General features: G+C 75.1%; 14 protein-coding genes. 3 read left to right on the top strand and 11 right to left on the bottom strand.

From position 1 onward, the window contains the following. Positions 1 to 75: 75 nt before the first annotated feature. From LG634_RS13335 to LG634_RS13320, 4 genes are all read right to left on the bottom strand, one after another. A complete protein-coding gene (locus LG634_RS13335; RefSeq protein WP_226734036.1) occupies positions 76 to 858 on the bottom strand; it encodes an aminoglycoside adenylyltransferase family protein in 783 nt (260 codons plus the stop codon). Positions 859 to 1,192: 334 nt separating this feature from the next. Further along, positions 1,193 to 4,426, bottom strand: coding sequence for a DEAD/DEAH box helicase (locus tag LG634_RS13330; protein WP_226733984.1), 3,234 nt, complete (start codon positions 4,424 to 4,426; stop codon positions 1,193 to 1,195). A 394-nt stretch (positions 4,427 to 4,820) separates the two neighbouring features. Continuing rightward, on the bottom strand, positions 4,821 to 5,297 hold the full coding sequence (locus LG634_RS13325) for a macro domain-containing protein (protein WP_226733983.1): 477 nt from the start codon (positions 5,295 to 5,297) through the stop codon (positions 4,821 to 4,823). Between the two features lie 57 nt (positions 5,298 to 5,354). After that, positions 5,355 to 6,386 carry a class I SAM-dependent methyltransferase gene (locus LG634_RS13320; RefSeq protein ID WP_226733982.1) on the bottom strand — a complete coding sequence of 344 codons (1,032 nt, stop codon included), beginning with the start codon at positions 6,384 to 6,386 and terminating at the stop codon, positions 5,355 to 5,357. Positions 6,387 to 6,463: 77 nt separating this feature from the next. Between LG634_RS13320 and LG634_RS13315 the strand changes: the two genes are divergently transcribed. Then, on the top strand, positions 6,464 to 7,060 hold the full coding sequence (locus LG634_RS13315; RefSeq protein ID WP_226733981.1) for a helix-turn-helix domain-containing protein: 597 nt from the start codon (positions 6,464 to 6,466) through the stop codon (positions 7,058 to 7,060). A gap of 63 nt (positions 7,061 to 7,123) precedes the next feature. Here LG634_RS13315 and LG634_RS13310 read toward each other — a convergent pair whose 3' ends face one another. Continuing rightward, complete coding sequence (locus LG634_RS13310; RefSeq protein ID WP_226733980.1) at positions 7,124 to 7,555, bottom strand: DoxX family protein; 432 nt, start codon at positions 7,553 to 7,555, stop codon at positions 7,124 to 7,126. Positions 7,556 to 7,659: 104 nt separating this feature from the next. Here LG634_RS13310 and LG634_RS13305 point away from each other — a divergent pair, with 104 nt between their 5' ends. Continuing rightward, entirely contained in the window at positions 7,660 to 8,214 is a 555-nt protein-coding gene (locus LG634_RS13305; RefSeq protein ID WP_226733979.1) for a TetR/AcrR family transcriptional regulator, read from the top strand. A gap of 33 nt (positions 8,215 to 8,247) precedes the next feature. Here the strand turns inward: LG634_RS13305 and LG634_RS13300 are convergent, their stop codons facing one another. From LG634_RS13300 to LG634_RS13280, 5 genes are all read right to left on the bottom strand, one after another. Further along, positions 8,248 to 8,976: an SOS response-associated peptidase gene (locus LG634_RS13300; RefSeq protein WP_226733978.1), complete on the bottom strand. Its 729-nt coding sequence runs from the start codon at positions 8,974 to 8,976 to the stop codon at positions 8,248 to 8,250. A 30-nt stretch (positions 8,977 to 9,006) separates the two neighbouring features. Continuing rightward, the gene (locus LG634_RS13295; protein ID WP_226733977.1) at positions 9,007 to 9,492 is read right to left on the bottom strand and encodes a DUF6187 family protein; all 486 of its coding nucleotides are present in this window, start codon (positions 9,490 to 9,492) and stop codon (positions 9,007 to 9,009) included. Further along, positions 9,485 to 10,822 carry an NAD(P)-binding protein gene (locus LG634_RS13290; RefSeq protein ID WP_226733976.1) on the bottom strand — a complete coding sequence of 446 codons (1,338 nt, stop codon included), beginning with the start codon at positions 10,820 to 10,822 and terminating at the stop codon, positions 9,485 to 9,487. Before LG634_RS13290 ends, LG634_RS13295 begins: the two co-directional genes overlap by 8 nt. Continuing rightward, entirely contained in the window at positions 10,819 to 11,304 is a 486-nt protein-coding gene (locus tag LG634_RS13285) for a DUF6423 family protein (RefSeq protein WP_226733975.1), read from the bottom strand. Before LG634_RS13285 ends, LG634_RS13290 begins: the two co-directional genes overlap by 4 nt. A 202-nt stretch (positions 11,305 to 11,506) precedes the next feature. Further along, the gene (locus LG634_RS13280) at positions 11,507 to 12,616 is read right to left on the bottom strand and encodes a DUF6235 family protein (RefSeq protein WP_226733974.1); all 1,110 of its coding nucleotides are present in this window, start codon (positions 12,614 to 12,616) and stop codon (positions 11,507 to 11,509) included. Positions 12,617 to 13,086: 470 nt separating this feature from the next. Here LG634_RS13280 and LG634_RS13275 point away from each other — a divergent pair, with 470 nt between their 5' ends. Next, a complete protein-coding gene (locus tag LG634_RS13275) occupies positions 13,087 to 13,260 on the top strand; it encodes a hypothetical protein (RefSeq protein ID WP_226733973.1) in 174 nt (57 codons plus the stop codon). A gap of 102 nt (positions 13,261 to 13,362) precedes the next feature. Here the strand turns inward: LG634_RS13275 and LG634_RS13270 are convergent, their stop codons facing one another. Continuing rightward, positions 13,363 to 15,453: a GAF domain-containing sensor histidine kinase gene (locus LG634_RS13270; RefSeq protein WP_226733972.1), complete on the bottom strand. Its 2,091-nt coding sequence runs from the start codon at positions 15,451 to 15,453 to the stop codon at positions 13,363 to 13,365. Between the last annotated feature and the right edge of the window lie 22 nt (positions 15,454 to 15,475).

Raw genomic sequence — 15,475 nt, 5'->3', positions numbered from 1 at the left:
CGGCATCGCGGGGTGCCTGTGGACAACCTGCCCGCGGAGCCGTCACCCACCTGCCTCCGCTCCGTCACCCGCCCGTCACCCGCTCGTCGCGCCCCCGGTCCGGCCCTGCCGCAGCCGACCGATCTCGGCGAGCACCCGTTGCGCGTGCGGGCGGACCTGTGCCGTCAGCCCGGGGCTCCAGCTCTCCTCGGAGTAACGGCAGTCCAGGTACAGGCGCCGGGCGTGGGCCAGCACCGGACGGTGCTCGGCCGGCAAGCGCTCCAGCGCCCAGTCCGCGGCGGTGTCCTTCGCCCGGATGTCACCGGTGGCCAGGGTGCACCAGACGCGGGCGAGGGTGAGCAGGACGTTGCGGGTGTCCGCGTCGAGGTCGTCGAGGAGGCCGGGGACGCCGGCCGCGGTCGCCCGGGCCAGGTCGGCGCGCGGGACGGGATCCAGGAGGTCGCCCGGCGGCCGGCCGGCCAGCGCGCGGCCGTCGGCGCGTGCCGTGGTGAGCAGGACCGCGAGGTCGGGCGCGGGCTCCGGGCGCGGCACCAGGCCCGCCTCGTAGTCCGCGCGCAGCCACTCGCCGTACTGGAAGTCGGCGGTGGGCGGGTAGCGCCAGGGCCGGACCGCGGAGCGGGTGACCACGGTGAGTTCGACCGGGCGGCCGCCGGCGGTGGGGTCCGAGATCCGCAGCAGGCCTGCGAGGAGGGCCCGGCGCTCGGAGTCGGTGAGGGTGCGGCGGGCGACGACCAGGAGGTCCAGGTCGCTGGCCGGTCTCAGGCCGCCGAGGACGGCGGACCCGTGGAGGCAGGTGCCGAGCGCCTCGGGTCCCAGTACCTCGCCGACCAGTTGCACGATGTCCCGGATCTGATCCACCGCGCCACTGTCCGGCACCGGGGGCGGCCCGGCAACCGGATTTCGGCGTACGGCGGGAAGCCCCCGCCGTACGCCGCAGGCCCGCGCCCCGTCAGTCCTTCCGGCCGCGCCGCCGTACGCCGCAGGCCGCGCCCCGTCAGTCCCTCCGGCCGCCGTGCGCCGTGCCGCCGCCGGCCGCCCGGGGATGCCGTCCTCGGGCAGGCCGGTCCGCTCGCCGACGGGCAACCGCTCGACGAAGTCGCCGGGTTCGGCGCTCATGACCGCAGCCTCGCACACCGGATCCGGGCCGCCGCGGGCAGAGGCCGGGCGGCCGGAGCGCCGCGCGCGGTCCCGGTCAGCCCCGCCGGTGCTGGAGCTGCCAGGTGTGGGCGGGCAGGGCGTCCGCGAGCTCCGAGAAGAACCGCTGGTCGCGCCAGACCTCCCGGTTCCCGATCACGAACAGGCGGCGCCGGGCCCGGCTCACCGCCACGTTCAGGAGGTTGGGCCGGGAGGCCGCCCAGGCGCGGGCGCCCGGACTGCGCGGATCGGTGCCCAGGACGAGCACCACCACGTCCGCCTCCTTGCCCTGCGTGGTGTGCACGGTCCCCACCCGGTCCACCGGCATCAGGTCGCGGCAGTGCAGCTTCGCGCCCTCGACCACGGCGCGGAACGGGCTGATGACGAACACGTCCCGGGCCAGGTCCACCCCGCCCTCGTCGCGCAGCCGCTCCAGCACCCGGCGCAGGGCGCGCCCCTCCTCGGGCACCCAGTGGCCGTCGGCCTGTGCCGAGACCACGTCCACCCAGCTGCTCGCCGGACCGTACGGGTAGGGGGCGCGGCCCGTCGTGCCCTGCACCATCAGGCCGTCGTAGGCGATCCGGTTGCTGATGCCGAACATCGGGTCGTCGCAGCGGCGGTGCACCCGCAGCGGCGCGCCGACCCACGCCTCCCGGCTGCCGTCGGGGAGTTCGGCGGGCAGCAGGGTGCCGTAGCGGGTGGTGCGGTCGGCGAGCTGCTGGACCGAGGTGCGGCCCGGGGACCATTCCTCGGCGGTGGCGAAGTCCTCGCGCAGGGCGCGCTGGGCGGTCCACGGGAGCACCACCACGGGCTCCAGCTGGAGCGGGTCGCCGACGACGACCGTGCGCCGGGCCCGCCAGATGCCGCCCACGGCCAGCTGTGGCGCGGCCTGCCCGGCCTCGTCGACGTACAGGGTGCCGAGGGCTTCGGAGCCGAGGCCCGTGAACACCCGGTCCAGTGAGGCGAAGGTCGTCGAGACGACCGGTACGACCAGGAAGAGTGCCTGCCAGGCGGCCCGCAGGTGGGCTTCGGGAACGGTCGGGGGCACGGCGCCGGCGACGGCGTCCATGGCACCCATCAGGTTCTGGTACATGGTGCGGGCGGTGCAGCGCAGGAAGGCCTGGTGCAGGTCGAGGGCGGCGAGGAACAACGCACTGCGGGCCCGGGTCAGTTCGGGGTCCGCCCAGGGTGCGGAGAGTTCGCGCGCGTCCGCCGTGGCGGCACTGCCGTCGGCGGCGTCGGGCACGTGCCCGCCCCAGCGGGCCCGGCCGGCGGCCACGCAGGCGGTCAGTCCGTCGGCGTACCGGCGGGCCGCCGCTCCGGCGTCCTCCGCGGCGTGCAGCCGGTTCTGGGCTTCGGCCATGGTGCGGCGCGCCCGGTCGATCTGGCGGCGGACGCCGTCGCGGGCGGCGCGGGCGGCGGCGACCCGGTCCATCAGCTCGGCTTCCGCGCCGTGCCAGTCGCGGGCGGCGCGGCCGAGGGTGAAGAGGCTGACCGTGAAGCCGGGTCGGCGGGCGAGGTGGGCGCCGTGTTCCTCCTCGGTGTCCGCGAGCGCCTCCTGTACGCCGGGCAGGGCGGCTTCGGCGGCGGCCAGCACTTCCCGGGAGGTGAGCAGGTCGCCGGCGGCCGCGGCGACCGCGGTCCGGGCGGCCAGGACGGCTTCGTCGGCGGCGGCCTGCCCGGCGAGGGCCTCGGCGACGGCGACGCGTGCGGTGCGCAGCCGTTCGACGTCGTCCCAGGCTTCCTGGAACCGCTGCCGGGCCTCGCGCCACACGCCGCTCTGGGAGGTGTCGCGCCATTCCCGCAGGATGTGGGCGAGTCCGTTGCCGCTCTCCAGCCAGGTGTCGCGGCCGCGGTCGCGCGCGCCGCGGCGGGCCGTCTGGGCAGGGACGGCGGGTGCTCCGGCGTCGGTACGGCGGTACTTGCCGTGCCAGAAGCGGTTGACGAACTCGATCCGGTTGCGCCGGCTGCCGAGGCGGGCGGCGACGGCGCCCCAGGCCGGGGCGCCCTTGAGGAGACGGGTGGCCTGTTCGGCGAAGTAGTCGGCGCCGTGCCGCCATGCCTCGCCGAGGGCGGCGCGGGCGGGGATCTCGGTGGAGATGTTCTCGACGGCGCCGTTGTTGGCGGAGGCCACGATCATTTCGAAGCCGGTGAACTCGGGGCGCAGGGCGGTGACGGTCCGCGTGTAGTCGCCGCTCTTCCAGACGTACGGGGGCTGGTCGGCGAAGGCCTGGGAGGGCAGCCGGAGTGCGGAGAGGCGGTGGGCCCGCTCGACGACGGCGGCGGCGAAGCAGTCGCGGAGCATGGTGGTCTTGCCGGTGCCGGGCGGGCCGTTGACGGCGAAGATGCCGCCCTGTCCGGGGGGCAGGGCCTCGGCGATGGCGTTGACGGCGAACTGCTGGCTCAGCGCCAGCGGATGGTCTGCGGGCGCGGGCCACCGCCCGGGCGGGGTGCGGCGGGGTGCGACGCCGTCGAGGACGGTCTGCGGGTGTTCGCGTACGTCGGTCCGGCGGGCGGTGTCGAGGGCGGCGTGCGGGGTGAGGTAGGCGGTGAGGCCGGGGCCCGGGTCGGTGCGGGCCAGGTCGGCGGCGACGCGTTCGAGGTCGGCGGCGACGAAGCTGTTGAGGAAGTCCTGGTGGTCGGCGTCCTCGACGCGGTCCGCACGGACGGCCACGCTCCGGATCCGGACCTCTCGGGGGGCGAGGGCGCCGGTGACACCCCAGTCTTCGGCGACCTCGCGGACCAGGTCGTGGAGCTGTGCCGGGTCGGTGATGAGCGGGCCGGTGCCGTCGGCGGGCATCTTGGCCTTCTCGTCGAGGAGTTCGCCCGCGCGGGCCGTCCAGGCGGCGCACGCCTCGCCGAAGCCGTCGAGCCAGCCGGGGCTGCCCGGTCCGGGTGCGAGCGCCCGTCCGGTGGCCCAGGCACAGGACGAGAACACGGCGGAGTCCCGCAGCGGCCGGCCCTCGTCGGAGACGGTGAGGGCGAACAGGGCGCTCTCGCCGTCCATCCGGCCGTCGTGGTCCTCCGCGCTGCCGCCGAACACGCCGAGCAGGGTGTCGCGGACCGCGGTGAGCGCGTACACGCCGCCGTACACCACGTGCTGCCAGACGTGGCCGTCCTCCAGCGGGGCGCCGCGCAGCGGGTGCCCGTCCTGCCAGGGCAGGGGCCGGTCGTCGTCGACGGCGTACACGCGTTCCCTGGGGGCGGCGGCGGGCACCTTCTGGGGGCTGAACAGCTCCACCGCCCGCCAGTACGCGACCACTGCCGCCCGCCGCCCGCGTTCTCCCCCCATACGACTCCCCCGTTCCCCGCCGCCCGTGACCGGCGCCACCCGCCCGATCCCTACCCATGATCGGTACCCGGCACAGCACCATACGCGGGCCGGACCCGCCGCCTGCGGCAGTCCGCCCGCACCCCGCCCGTGCGGGGGACAACGCGGCGCGCGGCCGGGCGGTTCCCGGCGGCGGCCGGCGCGGCGCGGCCGGCCGGCGGGGCCGGGTGGCGTAGGGCGCGGAAAGGCCCCGGAACGGCTGGCCGTTCCGGGGCCTCGTGTCGCGCACGCCGCAGGGGACGCGGGTGGTGTGTGCATCGGATGCGACAACAGAAAGAACGATTCGGCAGCACGGGGGTAACGGCCTGTCCCCGGCCGATCTCGCGTGGGCCGATTCGCGTCGGCCGATTTCGCGTCAGCCGACGTCGTACACCGTGACGTCGACGTCCCGCGCGCACAGGGATCCGGCGATCAGCGGCTCGACGCGCGACCACTTCCCGCCGGCCAGCCCGCAGCCGATCCGCGGCATGTGCACGGAGGCGCCCAGCTCCAGGGCGTGCCCGGCCAGGGCGTCGAGGCAGCGCTCCAGGGCGTCGTACCGGATCGGCGGCCCTCCGCTGCCGGTCCGCATGCCGCGCTGCCCGACCATGTTGGCCACCCGGATGTCCTCGCGGACGCGGACCAGTTGCACGGCGCCGAGCCCGAAGTCGTTCCCGCTGCGACCGCGGTGCCAGGCCCGGTAGGCGGCCTCGGGCTCCGGCCAGCGCTTCGACAGCGCCAGGACGAAGCCCTTGCCCCAGCCCCCGAGGTCGTTGCACACGTGCGCGATGATTTTCGGCCCTTTGGCCTGGGGACTCGTCGCGTCCCCCTGGATGATCCGCAGCGACGTCATCGGGTCATCATCCCGGCTCGCACCGACATGCGGTGCGTACGGGGGCGCCACTGCGGGTCAGGCCGCCGGGCGGAAGCCCGTGAAGACGGTGGCGGCGGAGAGGAGGTAGGCGTCGGGACGGTGGAGGATGCCCCGGGGGGAGTCCGGGTCCGTCAGGAGGGTGAGGGTCTTCCGGTCCTCGGCGTCCAGGTCTTCGGAGGTCTTCTCGGCCAGCCGGGTCAGCTGGGCGTGCAGGAAGGCACGGGCCGGCGGGGCGAGCGGGGCCGGCAGGTCGAGGAGTTCGGTGAAACTCCCGGTGCCGGTGAGGCCGGCGGCGGCGAGCAGGGCGGGCCAGTCCTCGACCACGGCGGTGCTGCCGGGCAGGCCGGTCCGCATCTCCTCGAACCAGTCCTCCTGTACGGCGTCCAGCCGGGCCTGGAGGCCGGGGCGGCCGGTGCCGATGTCGCGCGGGAGGAAGCGCATCGGCAGGCCGGCTTCCGAGACGGCGAGCAGTCCGCCGGGGCGCAGCGCACCGGCGAGCCCGGCGAGCGCGGCCTGCTGGTCGCCGAGGTGGTGGACGGCCTTGCTGCTCCAGATCAGGTCCGCGTCCCCGAGGCCGGGGCCGGCCTCGAGGTCGGCCTGCCGGACGGTCACCCGGTCGCCGAGTCCGAGGCGGGCGGCGCGGGCGAGTGCCCGGTCCAGGAGGCCGCGCGCGCCGTCGACGGCGATGACCTCGGCGGCCGGGAAGGTCTCGGCGAGCACGGCGGTCATCACGCCCGGGCCGCTGCCGACGTCGAGGATGCGGCGGACTTCCCGGGCAGGTCCGATCAGCTGCTTCAGGCGGACCGAGGTGGCCTGGAGCATCGGCAGGTGGACCTCCGCGTTGCTCTCCAGGTGGTCCGCGAGGTCCTCCCAGTCCAGCTCGGTGCGGTCGCCGTGGCCGTCGCCGTGACCGTGGCCGTGGCCGTGACCATGGGCGTGGCCCTCGGGCCGGCCGTGTCCCGGCCCGTCGTGCTCGTGTCCGCGGCCCGCGCCGTGGGCGTGCGCCGCGTGCGCGGGCTCCCGGTCGCGGCCCTGGTCGTCGTGGTGGTCGGTGCGGTTCGTCGTCATGCCGGGAGCGTGCACCCGCGGGCCCGGGCCGGCAATTCCTGTTGCCGTTTCCGGGACGGCGGGGGTGGAATGACCGGATGAACGAGCCCCAGCCCCACCAGTCGGTCCTCGATGCCGTCGGCCCCCGCCTGCGGCGGCTGCGCACCGCCCGCGGCCTGACCCTGGCCGCGCTGGCCGAGGAGACGGGCATCTCGAAGAGCACGCTGTCCCGGCTGGAGTCCGGGCAGCGGCGGCCGAGTCTGGAGCTGCTGCTGCCGCTGGCCGCGGCCCACCGGGTGCCGCTGGACGACCTGGTCGGCGCTCCCGAAGTCGGCGACCCGCGGGTGCGCCTCACGCCGCGCCCGATGGCCAATGGCGGGACGGCCGTGCCGCTGTCGCGCGGGCCCGGCCCGCTCCAGGCGTACAAGATGATCATCCCCGACCGCGGGGCCGAGCCGGACTTCCGCACCCACGAGGGCTACGAGTGGCTGTACGTCCTCGACGGGCGGCTGCGGCTCGTGCTGGCGGACCACGACCTGGTCCTCGGCCCCGGCGAGGCCGCGGAGTTCGACACCCGGCTCCCGCACTGGTTCAGCAGCGCGGACGGCCGGCCCGTCGAGGTGCTGAGCCTCTTCGGCCGGCAGGGCGAGCGGATGCACGTCCGCGCGAAGCCGCGCACCCGCCGGGAGGAATAGGGGGTGCTGCGAAGGTCCCGCACGGCGCCCACGGCACAGGACCTTCGCAACACCCCCTGGCCCTCAGCCCGCGAAGACCAGCGCCGCCGCCCCCAGGAACAGCACCTGGAGGGCGGTGCGAAGGCCCAGCGGGGTGACTCCGGGCAGCTGCCGGCGGGCGGCCGACACGTTCGCCGGGAACATCGCGAGCATCATCAGGATGAGTCCGGCGGCCGCCCAGGGGGCCGCGGCGGGGATCAGGACGAGCACCGCGCCCGCCACTTCCAGTACACCGGTCACGGTGACCAGCAGCTCCGGCCGGGGCAGCCGCGGCGGGACCATCGCCACCAGTCCGGCGCGCAGCCGCGGGAAGAAGTGGGCGAAGGCGGTGAGCAGGAACATCGCTGCCAGACCGACCCGCAGGGCGGGGTGCCAGCCGTCGAGCGCGGACACGCCGGCCAGTCCGGCGAGCCGGGCGCCGAGGAATCCGACGACGAGAGCGATCAGGGGTTCCATCACTGCCTCCAGCCCTGCGGGTGCTGCCGCACCGAGAACATCTTGACAGCGTCAAGTCAAGGGTGCACCCCCATATCTTGTCAATGACAAGTTACGATGACGGCATGACGGAACGGCCCTACCACCACGGCGACCTCAAGAACGCCCTGCTCGCCGCCGCGGTCGAGGCGATCGCCCAGCACGGCCCCGCGGCCCTCAGCCTGCGCGACCTCGCCCGCCGCGCCGGGGTGTCGCACGCAGCCCCGGCGCACCACTTCGGCGACAAGGCCGGCCTCCTGACCGAACTCGCCACCGAGGGCTACGACCTGATGGCCGAGGCAGTCCGGTCGGCCGGTCCGGACCTGGTCGAGGCGGGGGTGGGGTACGTACGGTTCGCGGTGGAGCACCGCTCGCACTTCGAGGTGATGTTCCAGCCGGCCCTGCTCCACCCGGACGATCCCGGGCTGGTGGCGGCCCGTGCCCGCGCCGACGCGGCCCTGTCGGCGGCGCTCGCGGCATCCCGGCCCGAGCGGGCCGAGCAGCGCGAGGCGAAGCTCGCGGCCTGGTCGCTGGCGCACGGGTTCGCGGCCCTGTGGGTCAACGGCGCCATGCCCGACCTGGTCGACCGGGATCCGGCGGGGGTGGCCCGGCCGGTGCTCCGGAACCTGTTCGGCGGCTGACGGGCCGGCCGGCCCGCCCGGGCGGCGGGCGGGTCAGGCCGGGGCGTCCAGCAGGTGCGGGCCGTTGTTGCGGACGCTGTTCACCGCGGTGCCGACCGCACGGACGTCGAGGCGGCCGCCGCCGGGCGTGTGGAGGAGCGCCCGCAGGTCGGCCGTGTCCTGGTGGGCGGGGTCGAGCCAGGCCTCGTAGTCGGCCGGATCGAGGGCCAGGGGCATCCGCGGGTGGATGCGGCCGGCCTCGTCGGTGGCCTCGGTGGTGATGACGGTGGCCGTGGTGAGCCAGGCGGCCGGGTCGTCGTCGTCCGCGACGGCCGGGTCGCGCCAGAACTCGTACAGTCCCGCCATGGCCATCAGCGTGTCGTCCTCGGGGCGGATGAAGTACGGCTGCTTGTACGCCTTGGCGCCCGCGGTGGCGGGCACGGCCTCCCACTCGTAGAAGCCGTCGGCCGGCAGCAGGCAGCGCCGCTTGGCGAAGGCGCGGCGGTAGGCCGGCTTCTCGTGCACGGTCTCCACCCGGGCGTTGATCATCCGGGAGCCGACGCCGGGGTCCTTGGCCCAGGAGGGCACCAGGCCCCAGCGGACGGCGCGGAGGGTGCGCTCGACCTCACCGGTCTCCCGGTCGGGGCGCTCGATGACCGCCCACACCGGGTCGGTGGGGGCGACGTTCCAGCTGGGCGCCAGGGCTTCCGTGCCGTCCCAGCGGGCTTCGAAGAGTCCCGACAGGTCCTGGGGGGCTCGGGTGGAGGCGTAGCGGCCGCACATGGTCCTACTCTCCCACCCCGGCGTTCCGGATCACGCGAGCACCCGGTCGGCGCACCGGTCGATCTCGTCCCGGCGCAGCCAGCAGGCGGCCAGGTGCGCCGTGGTGGCCGGGCCGGCCTCGCCGATGTCGCAGTGGGCGAGCATCCGGAGGGTCTGGCCCCAGGCCCGGCGGAGCGGGGCCGTGACCGGCGGGCGGGACCCGGCGGCGGTGAGGGCAGGCCGGCTGTCGCGCCAGCGGCGGGTGCCGACGACGACGAGGGCGTCGAAGTCGAGCGCGGCGGTGACCCCGTGGCGGGCCCGGTCGACGGCGAGGACCACCTGGGCAGGGTCGTCGGCCAGGGCGGCCAGGCCGAGGCCGGCGAGCAGCCGGTCGGCGTCCAGGCCCATGAGCATGACGCCGGTCTCGGTGAACGCGGGCTCGTCGACCGGGTTCAGGGCGAACCGGGGGTCGTAGTCCTGCGGCTCCGGGCCGTCCGACGGGTCGGGCAGTCCGGACAGGTGCGGGCGGTCAGACACGGGCGGTCACCTTCTCCTCGCCGAGCTGCCGGTCCGCCGGATGCAGGCGGGCCGCCACGGCGCCGGCCACCCGGGCGGTGGCGACGCGGTGGCCGTCGATGTTCCGTGCGGCGGGGCCGAGCACCATGCAGGTGGCGGCGCCGACCGCGAACACCTGGGGGGCGTTGCGGTACGCGAGGGTCTGCTCGTCGAGGTCGGGCCAGCCGTCGCGGGGCGCCACGACGCCGTCGGGCAGCAGCCGGTCGCCGTTGGAGACCGTGGTACCGAGGGCCAGGGCGACGTGGTCGCCGTGGACGACGGTGCCGTCTTCGAGCCGGACGGCGGTACGGCCGGCCCGGCCGGGTGTGACGGCGGTGACGGCGCGGCCCCGGTGGACCGTCAGCCGTCCTTCATCCTCCGCGCGTTGCAGGAGGGGCCGGAACTCGAACATGACGGAGGCGCGGCGGTGGCCGCCCATCAGCGCGGTGCGGTCCTCCCAGCTGGTGCCGTCGAAGCGGGCGCGGCCCTCGGCGCGGAAGAACGAGGCGTTGACGTCGGCGCACTGGTAGCGCTCTTCGGTGGCGCGCAGGATCCAGTGCGCGCGCTTGCCCGCGTTCAGGGCGTTCGCCAGCAGGTGGGCGGCGCTGAGGCCGGCGCCGATGACGACGAGCTGATCGGCGTCCTCGGGGACGGGCTCGTCCCAGTAGCCGACGCCGCGCGGTGCGCTGTCGCCCTCCCACCAGTGGGCAGGGGCGGTACGGCGTTCCTCGCCGAGGCAGAGCACGGTGGTGGCGGCGGTCACGGCGAAGCCGTCGCCGCGGACGGTGACGCCGTCGGCGGTGGGCGTGACGGTGCGGACGTCGGCCTGCCAGGTGCGCTCGTCGACGTGGTGGAGCGTGGCGACGTGCCGGCAGTACGCCTCGAAGACGTCGACGGGCACGACCGAGCGGTGCCCGGACTGGGCCATCCGGATCTCGCGGCGCTCGACGGGGGTGAGCTGCGACCAGTGCAGGCGCGCGAAGTCGAGGAGTTCGCAGTCGCGGTAGCCCTCCACCCCGGGGTGGTGCTCGTAGGGCGAGCGCAGGACGCGCTGCCGGAGGGTGTCGACGCGGTCGAAGAAGCGGCCGCAGGGCCGGCCGCCGCGGTCGAGGAGGACCACGTCGTGGATGCCGAGGTGCCAGAGCGCGGAGGCGACGGCGAGGCCGGCGGGGCCGGCGCCGACGACGGCCACGTCGGCGGTGGCGGGCGGGCTCTGGAGGTGCGGGCTCCGGGGGCCGGCGCCCGGGACCGGCGGCCAGGCGCGGCCCCGGGGCGAGTCCAGCAGGTGGGGCCCGGGAACGAAGGTGATCACCCGATGACCGTCACCGGGACGATGACCTCGATGACCGGGCGCTGCGGCAGGCCTTCGGCGACGAGCTGCTCGACGGTCTTGGCGGTCATGTCCGGCGAGTCGGTGACGACCGGGCTGTAGCGGGAGTACGCGTAGACGGGCCGGCGGCTCGTGGTCTCCAGCGAGTACATCTTCACGACGGCCTCGCCGGGCCGGACCTCGCCGCCGTGGAACGTGAGCCGGCGCTGGTCGGGCGTGATGAAGGACTTCGAGAACTGCCGGGACATCACGAGGTGTTCGGCGTCGTCGACGAAGACGGAATCCTCGTCGGTGGTGGCCTGCATGGCCACCCAGGTCCGGTCCGTGAGGTTGGTCTCGGACTTGATGATCTGCCAGCGGCCGGGCTCGGGGAGATTGATGCACACCGAGACGTCGTGGTCGACGGTGTCGATGGCGCCGGAAATCATGAGGACGTGCCGGCGTATGTCCGCGACGCCCGCCATCTGTATGTCCCGAGCCCGGACGCGCGAGGAAACGTCTAATCCGGAAACTTCGAGCGGCGCCATGTCGTCTCCCTGAATTCCTGCCGGAGGAAGGCCTGTTGTCAGAAGTGCCACCGACATTTTCACAGGCCCTGCACCCTGTCAAGGCACACTTGTGCGAGCCGGTGTACGGGAGTTGAACACCGGCCCGCGGGCGGACGGATCAAGCGGCCCGGTCGATTCCCCGGCCGATTCCGGGGGCCTCACCGAGCGTACCGACGTGCACGATCTCGAAGGTGTCGAGATCGCGGAAACGGATCTTGAGTACCAGACTGCCTTTTACCCGGACGAAGAAGACGAGCGGGTCCGCCGGGTCGTCGTAGGTCTCGTAGGCGTGGAAGACAGTGCGTTCGGCGATGGCGAACAGGGCCCGGTGCACGGCGTTCTTCGGGATCTGCCCGGCCGTCTCCGACCACTCCTGCAGGCGCTCCCAGCCGGACCGCAGCCGCAGCGGGCGCCGGCCCGTCGGGTCGGCGGGCCGCGCCGGGCCGCCGGTGGCGTGCTCGGGGCCGCCGGCCGGCGGCTGCCAGGCCCGCGGTTCCCCGTCCCGGGCGCCGGCCTCGGGTGCGGACCGCTGCCCGGGGATCCCCGACGGGCCGGGGCCGGCCGGCTGCCCGGCGTCGACGGGGCGGCCGAGCAGCGCGCAGGCGGCCCGCAGCTTGACCCACACGGCGGGCGTGGGGCGCTGCCGTACGACTGCACGCAGCAGCCGTTCGGCCGTCCAGCCGTCGCCCGCGAGGAGGTAGCCGACCGCCTGGCCGTACAGGAAGTCCGCTTCCTCGCCGCGGAGTTCGCCCTCCTCCGCGACCAGGCGCTCGATCCGCCGCTCGCGGAAGCTGGTCACCGCGGGCGCCGGGCCGGGCGGCCCGGTGGCGTCGCCGACGGGGCAGCGCACGGTGATCTGCTCTTCGGCGAGGCCGGCCAGCGTGACGAAGAACAGCTTGCTGCCCTCGTCGAGCAGGTCGGCGTCGACGACGTCGACGCAGCACGGGCCGACCTGGTCGAGCCAGGCCCGGGCGACCTCGCGCAGGGTCGCGGTCACCCAGTCGCGGTACGGCATCCGGTACAGGTCGTACGGCTGGACCGACCCGGCGGGCGGTCCGCCGTCCGGCTCGTCCGCCGCCTCGGCACACGCGGGGTCCTCGGGGGCGACCAGCTTCAGCGCGACGCGGGCCTGCCGGGGCCACGTCGCCGTGGCTCCCGTGCTGATCAGGGCTCGCACCGGTAAGAAGCCGACCGCGCCGCGCTCGGCCCGCACAACAAATTCACGCATCCCTACCCCAGAATCCATCGGACCGGAAATTCACACGGCGCCGGCATTGGCCTTTCCGCCGGCCTGGCGCAACCTTCGCGATCTCCACGTGTCGGACCGGAAAAGCCCTTCCTTCGCCTTTCCGTACTTCGCAAAGTAGCGATGACCCCGGGGGGCTACATCTTCCATGTTGCTCTTGTTCCTGCGGCGATTGCCGACAGCGCCCCACCCCGCCAAGTCGGGTCTTGCCAGAACACCTGTTGAGATGCGAAAGGCCTGCCGGGGGTGCCGGCGGGCCGGGGCGGCGATGTTCAAGTGGGTGTTCAACCCCCTGCCGGCCGGCGCATGCGGGGCGGCCGGGGGGAAGTCACGATTGGGGCACGGGCCTCATGCGTCCGGGACGCCCGGGAGTCCACTGTGGTGGAGCCGGCCGGAGCCTCCGGGCGGCCCGCGAGGAAACGGAGCAGTTCCCCCGAAGGAAGAGACCCCCCATGAAGCACAAGGTCATCACACTGGCTGCGGCGGGAGCAGCACTCGCCTTGACGCTGCTGGCCGTGGCCCGCGACGGCAGGAAGCCGGGGCCGCGGGGCGGCCGTGGCGGGAACGGCGGCACGGGGTGCATACCGTGCCAGCGCATCCGGAAGGCACTCACCTTCTGGCGCTGACCACCACCCGGGCCCCCCCGCCCGTCACACCGCAGGAACCGACCGCCGCCTCCCCGGAGGCGGCGGTCCGCTGCGTGGCCGGCTCCCGCCGCCCGGGGCGCCTCACGTCGCTCCGGCCGCCGGGTCAGCGGCGGTGTCCGGCCGGGGCAGGACGGCCATCACGCGGGTGCCCCGGTCCAGCCGGCACACGGTGAACCGGCCGCCGATCTCGGCGGCCCGGTCGGCCATGGAGCCCATGCCCACGCCTTGGCAGTGCTGGCCCTCGGGGAAGCCCGTGCCGTCGTCGCGGACCGAGAGCACGAGGACGTGGTCGTAGACGCGGACCCGGACCTCGGCGTGCTCGGCGCGGGCGTGGCGCTGCACGTTGTTCAGGGCCTCGGCGGCGATCCGGTACGCGGCCACCTCGACGGCGGCCGGCAGCGGGGGCAGCGGGTGGGGCACCAGGGCGGCGGAGACCCGCAGCCGGCTGCCGTCGAAGGCGGCGGCCAACTGGGTCAGCGCCCCGGTCAGGCCCAGCTCCCCCAACGGTGCCGGGCCCAGCCGGTCGGTGATCCGCCGCACCTCCTTGATCGCCATGCCGAGGTCTGCGGAGACGGCCGCCAGGTCCTCCCGTACGGCTTCGTCCGCGGGCAGCCGCGACACGGCGTTCTCGACCCGCAGCCGGACGCCCGCCAGGGCCGGTCCGAGGCCGTCGTGGATGTCCCGGCGCAGGCTGCGGCGCTCCTCCTCGCGGGCGGTGACGATCTGCTCCCGGCTGCTGCGCAGGTCCTCCTGGAGGCGGAGCGAGGCGAGCGCGGGGGCGGCCTGGTCGGCCAGCGAGGTCAGGATGCCGGTGTCCTCGGTGTCGAAGGCCTCCTCGCCCTCCCGCGGGCTGACGGCCAGGTGACCGATGACGGTGCCCTGGTGGACGAGGTCGAAGCGCTGCTCGGGACCGCCTTCGGAGCCTGCGGAGGCCAGCACCCGGGCGCCGGCCCGGGTGTGCACGGCCAGCCGGGCGCCGGGCAGCCGGAGCATCTCGACCACCGTGCGGCACAGGGTGGCCGGCACGTCCTGCGGGCTGACCTCGCGGCTGAGCCGCTGGGCGAGGGTCTGCAGGACCCGGTACGGGTGCGCGCGGTCGCCGTAGTAGAGGCGGTCCACGAGGCCCACGGCCCAGGCGGTGGTGCGGCGCAGCCCGGCGCCGAGCAGGAAGGCGAGGGCGGCGAGGGCGTCAGCGGCCTGGCCGGGCGCGGTGCCGGCGGCGAGGGCCGCGGCGCAGGACACGTACACGAAGGTGAGGACGGTGGTGACGACGAGGCCCACGAGGATCCGGCGGGCGGCCCGGCCGACCCGCCAGGCGCCGGTGTACGTGAGGACGTAGCCGACGGACACCCACCAGAGCGCCGACGCGGCCAGGAAGAGCACGAACGTGCCCCAGAAGTGGTCGGCCTGGTGGTAGTAGCGGACCACCTGCGCGCCGGCCCAGACCGCGTACGTCGCCAGCAGCAGGAGGGTCGGGCGGCGGTAGCGCGTGGAGGCGCGGCGGACCTGCCAGAGCATGGCGGCGATCCCGACGCCCATGAGCACGAAGTGGCTGCTCTCCTGGGCGGTGGCCAGCCGGCTCTGCAGGGCCTCGGCGGTGTCGGCCGCCCAGCCGTGGGCGAGCGGGGCGGTGCCGCCGAAGCCGGTGGCGAGCACGGTGTACGTGAAGACCATCGGCACCGACCAGAGGGCGACGCCGGCGAGGTAGAGCCACCACCAGCGGCTGGTCAGCCGGCCGTACGGGACCCAGAGCGGCAGCGAGTAGAAGAGCACGACCTTGGCGAAGGTGGCCAGCCCGGCGAAGACCGCCACCGCCGTGCGCACGCCCTGGCCCGGGGCGGCGATCCACACGGGTGCGGAGGCCACGGAGGGCAGGATCGCGGCGGCCGCGTACGCGAGGAGCACCCAGCCGGCCGGGCGGCTCGGCACGTGGGCCTGGATCAGTACGCCGGCGGCCGCGGCGGGCAGGCCGTAGACGAGGACGGTGAGGTCGCGGGCGCTGGCCGCGGCGCCGGGTGAGCCCCGGTTGGCGATCAGGTACAGGATCCACAGTCCGCTGAGGACCAGCAGCACGGCCGCGCACAGGGCGGCGGCGGCCAGTCGGCCCTCGCCTTGCGCCGACAGGGGCAGGCGCCCGGCCCGGGACCGCACGAGCTTACTCAGAGTGGTCATCGTTCCCCTTATAGTGCCGGTC

The sequence above is a fragment of the Streptomyces bambusae genome (assembly GCF_020532645.1).
Lineage (GTDB): Bacteria > Actinomycetota > Actinomycetes > Streptomycetales > Streptomycetaceae > Streptomyces > Streptomyces bambusae.
This window is presented reverse-complemented; position numbering and strand designations above follow the sequence as displayed.